Raw genomic sequence first — 16,910 nt, 5'->3', positions numbered from 1 at the left:
GACATTTGTGCAATTGGTATGTCTAGTAGGCAGGATAAATCCTGCAACTCCCTTTCATCCCCGGACTGAAGTCACGGAGATGAAAGGGTATTTCCTATAAATTACGCCAGCGCTCAATTATAGATTACCAAACGCTTCCGCAGGGACTCTACTCGCTGTTTGGCAGTGGCATTGTCTGGATCGCAGGCGAGAGCTTGTTCGTACATTTCTAAGGCTTGAGCTGTTAATTTCTTGCGCTCGTAGGCGTGACCCAGATTGTTTAGAGATGTCACGTATTCGGGCTGCAACTTCAGGGCTTCTTTGTACTGCCGGATCGCGATGTCGTACTGTTCTTGGCCGAAGTGTGCAAAACCGAGGGCGTTGTAAATAACGGCTTGATTTTCTTCGCCTTCTAAGTCTTTGGCTTTCAGGGCTTTTTGAAACAGTACGATCGCCTGGGAGTAAAGCTTCTTATCTACATAGATACTTCCTAATTCGTAGTATTCCTGTGCTGTTCCTTTTTCTATCGTCAGCTTATTTTCTAAGCGTTCGAGAGACATTTCCAGCTTCCGAGTTTTGAAAATCTGGCGCACAATAAACCAGGAAGTGCTGCCGAGTATGGCGAGCAGCACTGACAAGTAAACAATCAGCAAATTACTATCCATGTTTTTTTTAAATTAGGTAGGTCTGTGGAAGGTTTTATTTATTTTAATGCGCTAGCAATCTCAGACATTTGCCTCTGCAATTGTCTAAAAAACACGTCCAGGGCGATCGGCCGATTCGAGCGCGATTTCTGAAAAAGCAAGAATCCAGAAGTAAGAACAAAGAAGGAAAATTGGTCTCAATCTCCTAGATTTATCAGGAGTTTTCCTTCTCTGGCAGATAGCTAAATCTTTCTTACTTCTACTTTCTTCCTTATGAAACCCGATCGAGCTTTTACGCTCCGGCTCGGTTAGCCATTTCCACGACTTTACCGAATGTTGCGGGGTCAATAATCGCCATTTGTGCCAGCATTTTGCGGTTGATTTCGATGTTGGCTTTCTTCATGTTGCCGATCAGTCTGCTGTAGCTCGTGCCGTGCTGGCGCGATGCGGCATTGATCCGAGCAATCCACAGGCGGCGGAAATCGCGTTTGCGTTTTTTGCGATCGCGATAACCGTTACGCAGGGCCTGCATCACCCGCTGGTTAGCGGTGCGGAACTGTTTGGACTGTGCGCCTCGGAATCCCTTGGCTAATTTGAGAATTTTTTTGCGGCGCGCTCTGGCGACATTACCGCGTTTTACCCGTGTCATCTTTAATTTCCGTTAAACTTTACAAGTATGGAAGCATTAACCGCACGTTAGCGTCGTTGGTCTCATCGATGACGACCAATTTAGACAAGCGGCTTTTGCGAGCTGAACTTTTGTGAGAGAGCAAGTGGCTTTTGTAAGCTTTGCGGCGCACAATTTTACCGGTGCCGGTCGCTCTAAAGCGCTTTGCGGCTGCTTTGCGAGTTTTGAGTTTTGGCATGGACTGGTGTTATTTGGACACAAGCTTCAACGGTATCACGTTTGTGGTAGTTTCTGCAAGGGAGATTTGCGGCGATATATCAGGATGGGCGATCCGTCGGCTCTTGCAGTTGTTGGCCGCAGTTGACACCTGGCATACAATGTGAGACCGGAAGAATATAATTAGATATATAGATCGAAATAAACTTATGCAAGTTCTAGCAGCTAAATCATATACAGACTATCGGAACAATACTTACTGGATTAAAGGGACTCGGATTGCCATTGACTCAGTTGTTTGTGCTTTCCAAAAAGGGGAATCGCCGGAAAGCATTGTTCAATCATTTCTCTTGCTGACTCTCGAACAAGTTTATGGAGTTATCGCCTTCTATCTAGCAAATCGTACTGAAATCGATGCTTATATGGAGGCAGAAGAAGCCGCGTTTGATGCGATGCCTCAACCGCTACAGTCTACAGATCCGGTTTTGTACAACAAATTAATCGCAGCAAAGATAGCAAGACAGCAGGTGAAATCGTGAATAGACCTCTTGCAAAAATAATTAGGACAGGCAAGATGCCCATCCCACAAAAATCATTTTTTATGGTGGGGTAGGCGTCTCGCCTGCCCTATAAATTGATGAAAAAGACTTTTGCAAGAGGTCTAATGTTCGTTACCAAGCTGATACTGATTTGAATCATGCGATCGTCACAGGAGTTTTACGGCGAGAATCCGCAGTGGACTTCCAATCGGCATTTGCAGCGGGACTAGAAGGCGTTAAATATCCAGAGGTATTGGCGATTGCAGCACAGCAACAGCGTGTGCTTGTTAGCCACGATCGCAAAACGATGCCAGCAGAGTTTGCCACATTCATAACAAACAGCCTGCATCGCAGGAGTTATTATCGTTTCAATGAGGCTACCGATAGAAGTTATCATCGAAGAATTGCTAACAATTTGGGCGGTATCTACTGCTGAAGAATGGATCGATCGCATTGCAAAGCTACCCCCTCTGATGCAGACTCAATATCCTGTGTTTTTTTATTTTTAGTTGAAAGCCGATCGCCCTAACCATCGCGAACCATCCAAACCAACATCCCCAGCAACGGTTCCACAGGCGGCACAGGATAGTCATTGAGGTCAATTGTCAGAGTTTTTGCTTCCAACTTCAAAAATCTCCAAGCAGTACCGCTGCTGACACTTCCGTAGATTGTGGCGATCGGGATATTGTTAATTTCATTAAACTTTTGAGCCGCCACCATTTCTGCCGCACACTGTCCCAATCCTACTTTTAAATCGGCTTTTTTCGCTTCAACAATTACAATCGCGGGCGCTTCGATTAATATTTGTTCGGGAGAGCGACTGATTAAAAAATCGCAGATACCGCTCAATCCCAACTCCGGCTCTACAGTAAAATCTTCTCCCGAAAATAAACTCACTTGTCGCTGTAAAATCTTGCGGACTTCTACTAAAATAGGACTAATAATCAGTTCCGATCGCGCTTTTTCAGAACCCGTAGCGGTAGCAAGCGGCAATCCTTCAATTAGCGATTCAGTCAAATATACACTAGGAGCGATGGGTTCGGTTGGTGGCAGAAATCGCCCTGCTTCTACGGTTGTTAAGCCGAAATCGCGTTTAGCCTTTCTGAGTGTGAATTCACTGTAGGGCATTGAAATCACCATTTTTGTTGATATTAATGTACCATTTGATTAAATTTGAAATCAAAATCATGGCATACAGCGATTTTACACTGCGAAAGGTTAAGCAAAGCTTCGGATTGACCGCAGTTGAAGGCGGCCGGTTTTTGCCGGAAGTCGAGCCGATCGCACCCAGTGCCATTTTAGCAGGTTTGTTGGAAGATACGGTTCCCTGGGCGATCGCAGTAGGAACAGAAAAAGCCAAATCAGAACTAATTATTGCTCCTGCACTTTTGGAAGTCAAACGGTTGCTGAACCACCAAATCAGCGTCTTTTCAGGTACTGATTTCACCGTGGATACCGCAGCGGGATTAAACGGAGTTTGCGATTTTTTAATCAGTCGCTCTCCCGAACAATTTGAGATAGAAGCACCTGCGGTTGTGCTGGTAGAAGCTAAGCGAGATAACATCAACAGCGGTTTAGGACAGTGCATCGCCCAAATGGTGGCGGCTCAAAGATTTCATGAAATTAACAATAACCCAATTCCGATTATTTACGGTTCAGTAACTAGCGGCACTGCTTGGAGATTTATGAAACTCGAAGGGCAAATTGTTACTATTGATGTCAGGGACTATCCGTTTCCCCCTGTCGAGACAATTTTGTCCCTGCTTGTCTGGATGGTACGGGAAGGTTGAGAGGAAGGAAGTTCTGTAACGGATTCTGTAACGGATTTAACGGATGCCAGGAATAAGGAACAAATCACAAATCACAAAAAAAATAGGCGAGCCGTATTTCACCAAGAAAAATGGGTTTGAAGCCCCGTCCTTCTAGAACGGCTTTATATTAAATTCCCCTTTCGAGGGCGGAGAGGGAATTTAATCAACCTCTCCGAATCTGGGATATGGTTGTCCCAAATCTCCCATTGCTGGGGTAATGTTCGCTTCGTCAATGTTATCGAGGCTTGTCGCGCTTAACACACTGTCCCCGTGACCTTAGAACTGTTTAATGTTAAACAACAGAGCGGAAAACTAGCGTCGCATTCTCCGGTGTTATGACCTCAATAACGTAGCCAGTTAAGGCTTAGACTGGTCAGAACGGCTTGCTTCGATTTCTCTGACAAGCCTCACGCCTTTAGGCTGAGGTTCCTGACAGCGCCTATCTCAATCAAAATTATAATGGCTCCCCGCAACGCCGTCTTACCTCAGCTTTTGACCTGGTATTTTACCAGGTGGGCACCGTTGGATCGGACTTAAAGTTTCTGGGTACAAGCCCAGTTTACTGCTGTCCAAACATCTTGATTCCCGAGAGTTAAGAGTTATAGATCAAAAAAACATTATTGGCAGTCACCAACGTCGCAGTAGAACCTTTATTTAATATACAACAACTAACTAGATTTTGGCAAGCTTCGATCGATCTAATTTGCATTCCAGATAGATTCAATGGTTTCAGCGATCGCCTGTGCACTGGCGATCCGCCCCTGAGCCACCGCTTCCTCACCCAGCAAAACAGTAACGTGACCCAGTTTGCGGCCCGGACGCGATACTTTCTTACCATACCAATGCACAAAAGCACCGCTAATTTGTGCCAGTTGTTTCCGTTTTTCTAAATAATCGGACTCAGCCGATTCATAGCCGAGAAGATTTACCATCACAGCACCAGCAGAGTTCAAATCGCAATTGCCTAAAGGCAGTTGACAAACTGCGCGTAAATGCTGTTCAAATTGTGAAGTTTCGCAGGCATCAATTGTAAAATGTCCCGAGTTGTGGGTGCGGGGTGCAATTTCATTGACCAACAGCTTATTGTCGGCGGTTAAAAATAATTCAATGCCGAATACGCCGACAGATTCTAAGCTGTTGAGGAGAGTGCCGACGATCGCCTCAGCCTCACTTTTCACCTCTAAACTAATATCAGCAGGCGCGATCGCCAACCGACAAACCTGATTTTCCTGTTGAGTTTCGACGATCGGGTAAATTGCAATTTCACCAGTTGCCGATCGAGCCGCGATCGCAGCCAACTCGCGATCGAACGGCACAAACTCTTCCACCAGCAAAGATTGACCTTTGAGATCCGCGCGAATTGACTCAAAACTCTCCCGATCCTTGACAATAAAAGTACCTTGGCCGTCATAACCGTGGCGGCGAACTTTGACGACAAACGGAAAATCGAGGTGCAAATCCTGGCTGCTATCCCACGCCCAAAACCTCGGAGTTGGCAAACCCAAACCTTGTAAATAACAGCGCTGCACGTACTTATCCAACAAAGGAGAAAGCGACGACAAACTCGGCTGAAATAACACACCTTGCTGTTCTAGCGATCGCAAACCGTCCAAATCCACAAACTCATTTTCAAACGTAATAACATCGCAGTCATCCGCCAACTGAGCCGTAGCCGAAACATCATCAACAGCCGCCAAAACAGCACCATCAGCAACCGAAACTGCCGGGTCAGTAGCATCAGGAGTTTGCACTACCAATTCAATACCCAGCGCCTTAGCAGCATCCCCCATCATCGAAGCTAGCTGGCCGCCGCCGACAACGCCCACCCGCTTGAATTTTGCAGACGAACTCGCAGCGGTTATATTTGATTTCATGTGAGTAAAATTCATTGTGTCAACCTGCCTATTTTATCGCTATTTGTACGCGGATGAATTACAGTAATTGAACAGTTAAAAGCCAAAAAATAGTTTTAATTGCATGATTAAATCGAGGCATAACCAGAAAAATTGGGCTGCGAAAGTCTTTAATTATTGCACGAACTCAGCCGCCCTGAAACAGCGATCGAGCCGCAGCCAAAGAGAAAAGTGCCACATTTAGCAATTCCGTAGCGCCAAGCATGGCATAATTGACAGCACTGCAAAAAGCAGATAGACAGGTACAAACACTGAAAATCAGACATTCAGGGAACAAAATTTATAGGTGAGGATGCTGTGAAAGTTTTGGTTGTGGGGAACGGAGGTCGCGAACACGCGATCGCAAAAAAACTGCTAGAATCTACGCGGATTAAACAAGTATTCTGCGTACCGGGCAACGGCGGCACAGCTACCACCAAAGGCTGTCAAAATCTGTCGCTCAACATCGACGACTTCCAAGGCATCGAACGCTTTGTGATGGTCAACAACATCGGACTCGTCATCGTCGGCCCCGAACTGCCCCTATCGCTAGGCATCGTTGACTACTTCCAACAGAAAAAACTGATGATTTTCGGCCCCACCAAAGCCGGCGCCCAAATTGAATCTAGCAAATCCTGGGCCAAAGAATTGATGCTCGAAGCAGGCATCCCAACACCCAAAGCTGCCCTATTTACAAACGCAGAAGCAGCCAAAGCATACGTTGTGCAACAAGGAATCCCCATAGTCATCAAAGCAGACGGACTCGCATCAGGCAAAGGAGTCACCGTTGCCACCACCGTCAAAATGGCTCACAGCGCCATCAATACTATTTTCCGAGGCGAATTCGGCACCGACAACATCCAAGTCCTCATCGAAGAATTCTTGACAGGTCAAGAAGTCTCGATTCTCGCCCTCACCGACGGCATTACAGTAGAACCGCTGCTGCCGGCCCAAGACCACAAGGCGATCGGCGAAGGCGACAAGGGAGCCAACACCGGCGGCATGGGAGCCTACGCCCCAGCGCCAATTGTCACCCCGGAACTCATGGAAAGGATTCAAGCAGAAATTCTCGAACCCACCCTCGCAGCGCTGCAAAAACATAAGATCGACTACCGGGGCGTCCTCTACGCAGGTTTAATGATTACGCCAGAAGGAGACCCCACAGTCTTAGAATTCAACTGCCGCTTTGGAGACCCCGAAACTCAAGCGGTTTTGTCGCTGCTGGAAACTCCTCTGGAAGATTTGCTCTTGGCCTGTTGTCAGCAGCGTCTCGGTGAATATTCCAACATTCGCTGGAAGTCTGGTGCTTCTGTTTGCGTAGTTTTGGCTTCTGGGGGCTATCCTGGAAGTTACCAAAAAGGCAAAGTTATTACAGGCATCGAGGAAGCCCAAGCCAAAGGGGCAGAGGTGTTTCACGCTGGGACTCAGTTGAAGCAGCAGTTAGTCACCGATGGCGGCCGAGTTTTGGGCGTGACTGCGGCGGGAGAAACTTTGGAACAAGCTATCTCCAAAGCTTATGCAGCAGTAGATTGTATCCAATTTGAAGGAGTCTACTGCCGCCGCGACATCGGCCGTCGAGCACTGGCCGACAAAAATTAGGAATTGCGAAATCGCCCGCCATCCGAAAGCCAAGCAATCTCCATGTAGAAGTGTAACAATGAAGTTTGGCCTCTCTGCGGCGGCAGTACACAAGTCGCAGTAAAAAAATCTGAGAAGGAGCCAAGTTAATCAACCCTGCTTTTAATATTGAACTGGTAAAATGCTGGCCATACTAAACAAAATCGGAGAAATTATTGCCCGCTGGTGGTCGGATTTTACCCTCCAGACCCGCCTGATGGCTGGTGCTACCCTCGTAGTTTCGTTAATTATGAGCAGCCTGACATTCTGGGCTGTGAATACTATCCAGCAAGACGCCAGACTTAACGATACTCGCTACGGTCGCGACCTCGGGCTGCTGTTATCGGCAAATGTGGCGCCGCTGATTGCGAAAAACGATCGCTCCGAAGTCGCCCGCTTTTCCCGCCAATTTTACAGCAGCACCACCAGCGTCCGCTATATGCTTTACGCCGACGAAGCGGGGGATATTTTCCTGGGAATACCCTTTTCGGAATCCGAGGTGGAAACTTCCCTCACACTGCGCCGCCAAATTAAACTCCCGGATAATTTTATCGCCGACATTGAGGCGAGAAATTTAACTTCTGTGCCTTTGGTGCGGCAGCACTTGACGCCAGACGGAGAAGTTACCGATGTATTTGTGCCGTTAATTCATGAAGATAAATATTTGGGGGTGCTGGCGATCGGCATTAACCCAAATCCCGCAGCAGTTATCTCTTCAAATCTGACTAGGGATGTCACTTTAGCCGTATTTGTCACCATTTGGGTGATGGTAATTTTGGGCGCTGTATTTAACGCCCTGACAATTACTCAGCCGATCAAACAATTAGTCTTCGGGGTCAAAAACATCGCCAGCGGGAATTTTAAGCAGCGAGTTGACCTGCCTTTAGGGGGAGAATTAGGCGAGTTGATCGGCAGTTTTAACGAGATGGCCGAGAAACTCGAAAGTTATGAAGAACAAAATATTGAAGAATTGACAGCGGAAAAAGCGAAGTTAGAAACTTTGGTTTCAACTATTGCTGACGGGGCGCTGTTGCTGGACGCGAATTTGCAGGTGATTTTAGTCAATCCGACGGGCCGGCGAATTTTTGGATGGGAAGGTAAAAATGCGATCGGAGTCAACGTCCTGCACATTTTACCTGCCGAAGCGCAGCAGGAGTTGGCAAGACCGCTGCACGAAATAGCTGCGGGCGATCGCGAAGGCGGCGAATTTCGCATCTCGATCGGCGAACCAGTCAACCGTACAATTCGGATTGTTTTAACTACTGTCATTCTGCACAAAGCGCCCGGATCGGAACCGCTGTGCAGAAGCTGCATTCGCGACGAGGAAAATAACTGTACCGAGCCGCAACGCCCGCTAGCTGTAGAGTGTACTTTCTACGAGCAAACCTCTAAAAATCAAGATTCCGGGCACTACCGCGAGAATCTCAAAGGCATTGCGATGACTGTGCAGGACATCACTCGCGAAGTAGAACTAAATGAGGCTAAAAGCAATTTTATCAGCAATGTTTCTCACGAACTGAGAACACCTTTGTTTAATATCAAATCTTTTATTGAAACTCTCTACGAGTACGGAGAAGACCTTCAAGAAAGCGAGCGCAAGGAATTCCTAGAAATTGCCAATCGAGAAACCGATCGACTAACTCGTTTAGTTAACGACGTGTTAGACTTGTCTCGATTGGAATCGTGCCGAGTTTATCACTTGGATGCTGTTGACCTCCCGCAAGCTGTGGAACAAACCCTGCGGACTTATCAGTTAAATGCTAAGGATAAAGGCATCGAATTAGAGCAACAAGTTGACCCGTGTTTGCCACCTGCTTTAGGTCATTACGATTTGCTGCTGCAAGTATTTGCAAATTTAGTAGGAAATGCCTTAAAATTTACGCAGTCCGGCGGCAAGGTGGCAATTCGAGCGTATTTGCTAGAGTCGGAGGCTGCCAGCCACAAAGACGACGCATCCGGGAAGCACAACTTATCACCGGATTCCAGAGATTTTCCGGTTGTGCGGATCGAAATTTCTGATACTGGCATTGGCATAGATCCAGAAGACCAACAAGCAATTTTCGAGCGCTTTTTCCGGGTAGAAAACCGAGTTCACACTCTAGAAGGAACGGGATTGGGTCTTTCTATTGTCAGAAACATTATTGACAAGCACCACACTAAAATTAATTTAGTTAGCGAAGTTAATGTGGGTACGACTTTCTGGTTCGACTTGGCAGTTTATCAGCCGAAACAAATAGTAGAGATGGAAAATTCTTGGCCGGTGGAAGCAAAGGTGGAGACTGAAACAATTTCGAGTCATGTTATATAGATTCCGGTTGCACCGTCAGGTGATTGTTGACTGTTGATAGTGATATTGTTTCCCGTTGATTAGGAATCAAGAAGAAAGCAAATTAGTTAGATTGGGATTTTTCAACCGCAGATATCAGCCGATGAACACAGATGAACGCCCATGGGATTTTATCTGTGTTTATCGGCGTTTATCTGCGGTTAAACCCACATTCCTATTGTTTCCGGTAGATGGGGTTTTAATTACGTCAAGACTTAAGAAAGAGTTTTTCTAGCACGTTCCGATCGCTCTTCGGCGGTATCCATAACATCCGCCATTTTATCCACCATTTCCCCTGGATAATTTTCGAGTACCCGAGTAGAAAGCGAAATCCTGCCGCGACTTTGATCGAGGTCGATCACCAGCGCTTTCAGGGGTTGACCGGGAGCAAAGACCTTTCCAAGGTTATCAATATATTTTTGGCTGACTTGCTTGATGTGCAGCAAACCGCTAACTCCTTCCAAGTCCACAAACACGCCAAAAGGCTTGATGCTGCTGACTTTTCCTTCCACCAACTGACCGATTTGCAACTGAGTGAAGGCATTCGATTGAGTTGCCATCCGCTGGGAAAGTACGAGTTTTTCTCGCTCGCGATCGACCTCCAAAAAATTCACGCTCAAAGATTGACCGATTAGCGATTCCATGTTATCGCGTTCGGCTAAGTGCGATCGGGGAATAAAACCGCGCATTCCCTGAACATCTACCGTCACCCCGCCCTTATTGGCCCCAGAAACCCGCACCTGAAGAACTTTACCGGTTTCCTGCAATTCAATTAAATCTTCCCAAGCTTGCTGAATTTGTAATTGCCGCAAAGACAAGGTAACTTGGCCGTCTGCATCTTGTTCGCGGATAATCAAAAATTCCCGTTCCTCATCCAGCGGAACCACTTCCGACAAATCAGTTACCGTTCTCAAAGCAGCCTCTTCGATCGGCAAAAAAGCCGAAGACTTGCCGCCGATATCAACATACGCGCCATTTGAGTCGTACTCGAACACTTTGCCGCGCACTACTTGTCCCTTCTGGAACTCGTAATTGTGCTGTTCGAGGGCTTTAGCAAAATCATCCATTGAAAAGGATGCTTTTGCGCTTTGAGAACCTGTAGATTTGGAATTCATGTCAGTTTATTTGTCAGTTGTCAGTTGTCAGTTGTCAGTTGTCAGTTGTCAGTTGTCAGTTGTCAGTTGTCAGTTGTCAGTTGTCAGTAGAAAAATTTTCCCACTCTCCCACTCTCCCCCTCTCCCCCTCTCCCACTCTCCCCATCTCCCACTTTCCCACTCTCCCACTCTCCCATTCTCCCCATCTCTAAACAGGTTGAAGTTGCTGATGAAATAGCTGCTTCACCTGAATCCACGAGTCGGCTGCTGCCGTAGCGTCGTAACTGCCGCGGTGGTCGCAGAAGAAGCCATGATCGGCATTGTAGCGGAAAATTCGGTGAGAAATACTGTGTTTTTGCAATTCGGCAGCGATTTGGTCAACTTGTTCTAACGGAATGCTGGGGTCTTGAGTGCCGAAAAAGGCGTAGAGAGTGCCTTTAATGTCTGCTGTGCGGGCGATCGTCGGGGTTCTACCGCCGGGGGTTAGAGTGGCGACACCGGCGCCGTAGAACGACGCTGTAGCCTTGATTTCGGGCAAAGTAGCGGCGAGGTAGGCGACGTGCCCTCCAAAGCAGAAACCGATGCAGCCAAAACCTTGTTGTTTGACAGAGGGTAGAGTTTTGAGGTAATCGATGGCTGCTTGGATGTCGCCGAGAAGTTCGGAAGCTGTGGTTTGTTCTTTGTATTCTCTGCCGATTTTGATGTCTTCGGGCGTGTAGCCGGTTTCAAAGCCGGGGGCTTGACGCTGGTAAATGGCTGGGGCGATCGCCACATATCCTTCTTTTGCTATTCTTTCAGTAACTTCGCGGATGTGCGAGTTGACGCCAAAGATTTCTTGAATCACAATAACTGCGGGAAATTGCCCTTCTGCTGCGGGCCCAGCTAGGTAAGCAGCGATTTGCAAATCTCCGTTGGGAATTGTGACGTTAGCTGTGGAAATTTCTGCGTTTGCCATAGGGAGTTTTAAGGTAGATGTCGCTCTATTGATTTTAAGTTGAGCGATCGCATTTTTATGCGATTTCACGGTTTAAAAGAATCGCTTGCATACTTTGACTCCCGATCGCGCTACTTTTTTGGACTTCTCTATGATACTTATAGATACGAAGATACTTTACGAATCATAGGTGAAGTATTTGACTTCACACTGGATATATGTTGTGATATCTTTCCCACCAAATTAAATAAAAATGGCCTTGCAATTTTATGCCCCAGGCTCTAATAGTACCAGTAAATCTAAAACGAAAAGCCGTATCGTACTCCTCTAAACCTATTTCAATCCACCTAGTCTGAGCTTCTTTAACTAAAGTAGTTAGCTCTTGAGGATGATGTTTAGGTACACTTTTATCGCCTTTTGCAGGAGTCTTGTGCTCAAATAAAATTTCAGACCAAGTGGATTTTTCTAGCAAGCTGAAATTTAAAAGTATTTGAGTATTCCATTCTTCTTCAGTCCAGCGTCTTTGCTCTTTCCATGACCACTCTCCCTCTAAATCAGATATGGTTGTACACCATGTCAAATTACAATCAAATGAAAACTTTTCTTCGCTAGGAATGTATACAGATTTGGTTCTGTCTGGTTGTTCTTGAACTTTTACAATTTTCAAATCAAGCTCTGGTATAGGTGCTATTTTCACAGTCTTAGTTGCCAAATTTTCGACACCAGACAAAAGTTTTACCGCTTTCGCCTTTTGCACCTGGGCCTTTTCTTCTTGACGTAACCTTCTCTTCTGAGCTTTTGAAAGCTTGTCTGTCATAAACTGGAATAGTATTCGTGCATTGCAGCCAAGAGAATTACCTTATCGCATTTTTCTGTAGGCTTCAGATCGCCTCTAGCATCCTTCCATGGGGCTTCCATATGGGTTAATTCACTCAGCCACTGCGCGCTCTTTTCTTGCAGGGCATCAAGAACTTTGTCGATAGAGTCCTTCTGGTTGGGAGTGAGGGCATCAATGTCTCCGTCAGAAAAGGTATTTTTGTCTACCTTAAATTGGCCTCGATGATAGTCATAGAGAACTGGAACTACAGGTCCATTAGCCCAAGCTTGGATATCGTCCTCGAACAACGGGTTTTCATCCCAAACAAGAGACCATGCTTGAGTGTAATACACAAGCTTCTGAAGCTTCATGGCAGTCATTTCACCAGCTTTAGTTAAAATGTATTTCGCCACATCTACAGCCCGTGCCATAGTATCCCCCTTATAGTTTCTGGTACACTACTTTATTATTGTATCATATTATATCATAATGGATTACATTACCAGGAAATCTCTGCTTCAAAACAGGCATCACCGGACAAGGTTTTTGCTCCTGCAAATTCTGGGGTTTGTTCCAGGTAAAAGGCCCTTTTTTCTCCGCCGCCATCCACAGCAAACTTTTTGCTCGCGTCATCGCCACGTAAAGCAATCGAAACTCTTCTGCTGTTTTCAAATAACCTGCTTGTTCCCAAGCTTCACCCAGATTTGGCAATGGATATTTTTCGTGCAAACTCGCTCTAATTTGCGCTCTCGCTACCTCTGCTAAAGTGAAATCTCCTAAGAATCGGGCTTGCGGCAAAACTCGCAAACTTCCGGGGATGGTTTGTTCGTGCAGAAACGGCAAAAATACGCAATCCCAATCTAAGCCTTTGGCTTTGTGCATGGTAATAATTGTTAGTTGACCTTTGCTGGTGTAGCGTTCTTCTATTTTGTCGTCTGCATCCACAGGTTCAAATCTTTCTGAACTGACAATTTCGCTCAGTACGTCCAAAATATTGTGCATTGAATTGTTGCCGGCTGTTTGGATTGCTACCCGTTCTGCTAATTTGTCGGCGGTGGCTAGTTCTGTTTGGTCGTATTGCAGGGCTAAGGCTAAGAATGATATGATTTGGTAGGGTGGCAGTTCTAAGCGAGCTTGCAGCAAACCGCAGCAAAAATAGCGGCATTTGCGAACTGGGTCTGACTGTTTCGGGTCTAGGGGGCCGGGGTAAAGGAATTGCTCGGGGCTGGTAGTAAAAGCATTGTAGTCTTGTTTCGGGATGAGTTGCCGATCGCTCAAAATCTTTAATGCTGCTTTCAGGTAATCTGGAGAGTGCGGGCGATCGAGAAATTGCAGCAGTGTTAAGATTTCCAAAGGTACTTGAGAATGTCGGTCGCGCTCTCCGACATCCTCAATTTTAATCCCGTATTTCCGCAAATCAAAGCTTAATCCGTGTTTTTTCGGATTCTCCAGCACTTCTTTGATAAACTTGCCTTGTTTGTTTTCCCGCACCAAAATAGCCATAGATTTGAGTTTTTCTAACGGCAATTTGAGGCTATTTTCCCCATCGCTCGCTGCTTCACCGCCAGATTCCCGCTCTTTGTCATTGCTTCCCCATTCAAAATCCGCAGGTAAAAACTGCTCGACCAATTCAATTACTCGCTTGCCAATTAACTCAACTGTATGGTAAACATCGCGGGGAGTATGCAATTCTAAACCAATCCCGATGGGGGCGGGATTTGCATCTTTTTGCGGGTCGTCGCTCTTAACTAATTTAATAGTTTGGTCGCGAAAAGGCTGTTCGGTTCCAGCCAATTCGGAGCGATTTACCCATTGCAACATAAAGTTGGCTGCATCGATAATCACCTGGGTGCTGCGCCCTGCGCCGTCCATTGTCGCTAACTTCTTCTCTACGGCGCAGTCGTCACAAAATTTGTTAAAGTAAATCGGATCTGCGGGAGTGAAAGTAGAATTAATAGCTTGATTTGGATCGCCAACTCTGATAAAATTGGGAGGTAAGTCAGGACGGTCTGGATCGATCGCCAATGTTTCCAAAAGCCTAGTCTGCAAAGGTGTAGAATCTTGGGCTTCGTCCTCAAAAACGGCAAATACTTGTTTTTGCTCGATCGCCCGAGCTGCCGGATTGTCCAACACCCGCAAAGCTGCTAAAATCATCTCGTCGTAATCGATGAATTCCCGACTCCTCAACAAAGCCTGATATTTTTGATACAAACCCCCAGCTACCGCTAAAATCTCATAACCGTCCCCAGTATTAAGAGCGCTCATTTCTAACAACTGTTCGGGAAATAAACCCGAAGATTTCGCCTCGTGAATCACCGTTTTAGCTAACTGCGGCAAAATTTCCGTCCGCAAAACCGATTGTCGCCGCAGCCTCTCCGTTTCCTCTCCGTCGAATTGCTGTCCTTCCAACAAAACTTGATATCTGCGGGGATTTTCCGCAATCCAAAGTTCTACACAAGTGCGAATTAAGCGGTGACTTTGAGTCGGAGTAACTAAAGTCGAATTTTCTAAATTTAAACCCGACAAATCGGGATGGCGCATCGCAATGTTTAAAGCTAAACCGTGCAAAGTGTGCACGGCAAAACCGCCTTGATATAAAGACAATTGTTGCAATCTTTCGCGAATTTTAGCTTTAATATTAGCAGCAGCCGATCGCGTAAATGTCACGACAATTAACTGGCGGCGGTTGTGAAGCTGGTTGCGGGCGATCGCAATTGCCGACGCAGCAGCCATTCCCGTAGACTTCCCGGCCCCCGGAACCGCCGAAACAGCAAGGGGGCCGCCTTTCCAGTCCGCCATGTCCTGCTGCCCCGCACGCAAGCTTTCGCGAATTTTAAGGCAAGCTTGTTCTCGCAAAACGCCCGCAGTCTCTAATTGAGAGGAAATGTTGCCCGGGCGATCGATCTCGGTTGTCGATCGCATAAAATCAGAATCAAATTCATCAGTCATTATTACATCCGCGTTTATCTGCGTTCATCTGCGGTTAAAAATAAAAAAATCTGCAACCTCTACCGTTTCCATTTCGGTATCGGCTAAACTAATGCTATCTATTCGAGCTTAAATTAAAACCAGCATAAAATTCAATAGCCAAGCCTTTTTTTATAGGAGTCACCCAAATGAAAACTCACCTCAAAACCAATTCCCCGCCACACAAGCCAAACCCAGCCAACAAAAGCACAACTCGTTTTGCTGTGGCGTTATTCTTAACTTTATCTTCAGCCGTTGCTTTGCCTAGCTGCGGAGGAGCTCAAACGTCCAGCAGCGCTCCAGGCGGCGCAGCTTCATCCAGCAGCCGTGACAACCAAGTTGCCGAATCGGCTCCACAATCGGCACCCGCACCCGAGCCAGCCCAACAAAGGTCAAAAACTCCTGGTGCATCAAAAAAAGCAGCAGAAACTCCCGCAACCCGTCCCCAACTGATTAAAAGAGCCGAACTCAGTGTAGTTGTCAAATCTATTGACGCCACCACTAAATCTGTTACTAATATTGTCGAAAAACAGCAAGGCGATATCTTGGGTTTCCAAAATCAAAAGCCGCCGGATTCGAGTGTCCGCCAAACGGCATCTGTGGAGATTCGCGTGCCTCAACAACGGTTAGAAACTACTTTAGATGCTTTGGCAAAACTCGGAACTGTAGAGAACCGAGGGCTTACCGCTGAGGATGTTACCGATCAATTAGTTGACAGCGAGGCTAGACTGCGGAACCTCCGCAAATCCGAGGAAATGGTGTTAAAAATTATGGAGCGATCGGGTTCTGTCGGCGACGTGCTCAAAGCTGCTCAAGAGTTGAGCAATATTCGGGAGTCGATCGAACGCATTGACGCTCAGTTAAAAAGTTTGCGAAATCAAGTAGCCTATTCGACTATTAGCTTAACTCTAGAAGCAGCAGTATCGGCTCAACAAACTCCCGAACCTGGTCTAGGTTTGCGGGTGCAGGAAACTTGGGGGAAAGCGACTCATTCTGTGGGTGAATTGACCCTCGGTTTGTTTGGTTTGGGTATTTGGCTGTTGGCTTACAGTCCTTATTTGCTGTTAATTGCCGCTGCGGTTTACGGCTTTAATCGATTTAAGAAACAGCATTCTGTTCCGAAAATTCAAGAACCAAAACCGCCCGCTGCAAATTAGTCAGTAGTCATTAGTCAGTAGTCATTAGTCATTAGATGCTGTAGGGTGTGTCGCTTGCAGATCATCTTTGGAGCAACTCGAATATCTGGTAGCGACGCACCAACCGCCGAAATATTGCGATCGATCGCACTTGATATCATTGCCAATTGCCAATCGAAAATGGCATAAGAAGTTTGTAGGGTGTGTCGCTTGCAGATCATCTTTGGAGCAAATCGAATATCTGGTAGCGACGCACCAACCGCCGAAATATTGCGATCGATCGCACTTGATATCATTGCCAATTGCCAAT

Annotated in this window: 17 protein-coding genes and 1 other RNA gene; 5 read left to right on the top strand and 13 right to left on the bottom strand. The window is 46.5% G+C overall.

Going from position 1 to position 16,910, the window contains the following annotated elements; all coding sequences use genetic code 11:
• Positions 1 to 113: 113 nt before the first annotated feature.
• The 3 genes from QUB70_RS23360 to rpmI form a co-directional block, all read right to left on the bottom strand.
• A complete protein-coding gene (locus tag QUB70_RS23360; protein ID WP_332983713.1) occupies positions 114 to 644 on the bottom strand; it encodes a tetratricopeptide repeat protein in 531 nt (176 codons plus the stop codon).
• A gap of 271 nt (positions 645 to 915) precedes the next feature.
• Positions 916 to 1,272 (bottom strand): 50S ribosomal protein L20, encoded by a 357-nt coding sequence (rplT, locus tag QUB70_RS23355; RefSeq protein ID WP_006634165.1) that lies wholly within the window; start codon positions 1,270 to 1,272, stop codon positions 916 to 918.
• A 19-nt stretch (positions 1,273 to 1,291) separates the two neighbouring features.
• Positions 1,292 to 1,489, bottom strand: coding sequence for a 50S ribosomal protein L35 (gene rpmI, locus QUB70_RS23350; protein ID WP_096830688.1), 198 nt, complete (start codon positions 1,487 to 1,489; stop codon positions 1,292 to 1,294).
• A gap of 187 nt (positions 1,490 to 1,676) precedes the next feature.
• Between rpmI and QUB70_RS23345 the strand changes: the two genes are divergently transcribed.
• Complete coding sequence (locus QUB70_RS23345; RefSeq protein ID WP_332983712.1) at positions 1,677 to 2,006, top strand: DUF433 domain-containing protein; 330 nt, start codon at positions 1,677 to 1,679, stop codon at positions 2,004 to 2,006.
• A gap of 226 nt (positions 2,007 to 2,232) precedes the next feature.
• Here QUB70_RS23345 and QUB70_RS23340 read toward each other — a convergent pair whose 3' ends face one another.
• Positions 2,233 to 2,460: a hypothetical protein gene (locus QUB70_RS23340; RefSeq protein WP_332983711.1), complete on the bottom strand. Its 228-nt coding sequence runs from the start codon at positions 2,458 to 2,460 to the stop codon at positions 2,233 to 2,235.
• 71 nt (positions 2,461 to 2,531) lie between these two features.
• The gene (locus QUB70_RS23335; protein ID WP_332983710.1) at positions 2,532 to 3,134 is read right to left on the bottom strand and encodes a hypothetical protein; all 603 of its coding nucleotides are present in this window, start codon (positions 3,132 to 3,134) and stop codon (positions 2,532 to 2,534) included.
• Positions 3,135 to 3,193: 59 nt separating this feature from the next.
• Between QUB70_RS23335 and QUB70_RS23330 the strand changes: the two genes are divergently transcribed.
• A complete protein-coding gene (locus QUB70_RS23330) occupies positions 3,194 to 3,796 on the top strand; it encodes a hypothetical protein (protein WP_332983709.1) in 603 nt (200 codons plus the stop codon).
• A gap of 481 nt (positions 3,797 to 4,277) precedes the next feature.
• Here the strand turns inward: QUB70_RS23330 and ssrS are convergent.
• Both ssrS and QUB70_RS23320 read right to left on the bottom strand, forming a co-directional pair.
• Positions 4,278 to 4,465, bottom strand: a non-coding RNA gene (gene ssrS / locus QUB70_RS23325) — 6S RNA.
• A 50-nt stretch (positions 4,466 to 4,515) separates the two neighbouring features.
• Positions 4,516 to 5,691 carry a 5-(carboxyamino)imidazole ribonucleotide synthase gene (locus tag QUB70_RS23320; protein ID WP_332983708.1) on the bottom strand — a complete coding sequence of 392 codons (1,176 nt, stop codon included), beginning with the start codon at positions 5,689 to 5,691 and terminating at the stop codon, positions 4,516 to 4,518.
• Between the two features lie 336 nt (positions 5,692 to 6,027).
• Between QUB70_RS23320 and purD the strand changes: the two genes are divergently transcribed.
• The gene (purD, locus tag QUB70_RS23315; RefSeq protein ID WP_332983707.1) at positions 6,028 to 7,308 is read left to right on the top strand and encodes a phosphoribosylamine--glycine ligase; all 1,281 of its coding nucleotides are present in this window, start codon (positions 6,028 to 6,030) and stop codon (positions 7,306 to 7,308) included.
• Positions 7,309 to 7,468: 160 nt separating this feature from the next.
• Positions 7,469 to 9,634, top strand: coding sequence for an ATP-binding protein (locus QUB70_RS23310; RefSeq protein ID WP_332983706.1), 2,166 nt, complete (start codon positions 7,469 to 7,471; stop codon positions 9,632 to 9,634).
• 233 nt (positions 9,635 to 9,867) lie between these two features.
• Here QUB70_RS23310 and QUB70_RS23305 read toward each other — a convergent pair whose 3' ends face one another.
• The 5 genes from QUB70_RS23305 to QUB70_RS23285 form a co-directional block, all read right to left on the bottom strand.
• On the bottom strand, positions 9,868 to 10,767 hold the full coding sequence (locus QUB70_RS23305) for a S1 RNA-binding domain-containing protein (RefSeq protein ID WP_332983705.1): 900 nt from the start codon (positions 10,765 to 10,767) through the stop codon (positions 9,868 to 9,870).
• 187 nt (positions 10,768 to 10,954) lie between these two features.
• Complete coding sequence (locus QUB70_RS23300; RefSeq protein WP_332983704.1) at positions 10,955 to 11,701, bottom strand: dienelactone hydrolase family protein; 747 nt, start codon at positions 11,699 to 11,701, stop codon at positions 10,955 to 10,957.
• A gap of 184 nt (positions 11,702 to 11,885) precedes the next feature.
• A complete protein-coding gene (locus QUB70_RS23295; RefSeq protein WP_332983703.1) occupies positions 11,886 to 12,497 on the bottom strand; it encodes a hypothetical protein in 612 nt (203 codons plus the stop codon).
• Positions 12,494 to 12,928 (bottom strand): Panacea domain-containing protein, encoded by a 435-nt coding sequence (locus QUB70_RS23290; protein WP_332983702.1) that lies wholly within the window; start codon positions 12,926 to 12,928, stop codon positions 12,494 to 12,496. Before QUB70_RS23290 ends, QUB70_RS23295 begins: the two co-directional genes overlap by 4 nt.
• Positions 12,929 to 12,971: 43 nt before the next feature.
• Positions 12,972 to 15,446, bottom strand: a complete 2,475-nt coding sequence (locus QUB70_RS23285; RefSeq protein WP_332983701.1) for an ATP-dependent helicase — start codon at positions 15,444 to 15,446, stop codon at positions 12,972 to 12,974.
• A gap of 167 nt (positions 15,447 to 15,613) precedes the next feature.
• Between QUB70_RS23285 and QUB70_RS23280 the strand changes: the two genes are divergently transcribed.
• The gene (locus QUB70_RS23280; protein WP_332983700.1) at positions 15,614 to 16,621 is read left to right on the top strand and encodes a DUF4349 domain-containing protein; all 1,008 of its coding nucleotides are present in this window, start codon (positions 15,614 to 15,616) and stop codon (positions 16,619 to 16,621) included.
• 14 nt (positions 16,622 to 16,635) lie between these two features.
• Here QUB70_RS23280 and QUB70_RS23275 read toward each other — a convergent pair.
• Positions 16,636 to 16,910, bottom strand: a 275-nt coding sequence (locus QUB70_RS23275) for a hypothetical protein (RefSeq protein WP_332983699.1), incomplete at its 5' end; no start/stop codon positions are given.

It is taken from the genome of Microcoleus sp. A003_D6 (assembly GCF_036702825.1).
Classification (GTDB): domain Bacteria; phylum Cyanobacteriota; class Cyanobacteriia; order Cyanobacteriales; family Microcoleaceae; genus Microcoleus.
The sequence above is the reverse complement of the archived record's forward strand: the minus strand, read 5'-3'. Positions and strand labels throughout refer to the sequence as shown.